General features: G+C 47.9%; 1 protein-coding gene. It reads left to right on the top strand.

What is annotated here, in order from left to right:
- The coding region (locus FW754_RS16440) for a hypothetical protein (protein ID WP_446325268.1) at positions 1–236 on the top strand (236 nt) is incomplete at both ends.

Here is a 236-nt window from a genome sequence, read left to right as displayed (position 1 = left end):
ACGTTACAGCGGTCGGCACGAAGGTGACTGATGGCACAAATACAGCCATTTACGATGCCAATGGTATTCGCTTCACCGACACTACAGGTGCTCCACAAACAGGAACACCAAGCATTAGCCAAGGTGGTATCAATGCAGGTGGCACAACAATTACCAATGTTGGTGGTCCAACGAATGGCAAAGATGCTGCGAATAAAGACTATGTCGATAGTATTGGTGCAGGTACGACCAAAGCA

Source organism: Acinetobacter sp. 1207_04, from assembly GCF_052850415.1.
This window is presented reverse-complemented; position numbering and strand designations above follow the sequence as displayed.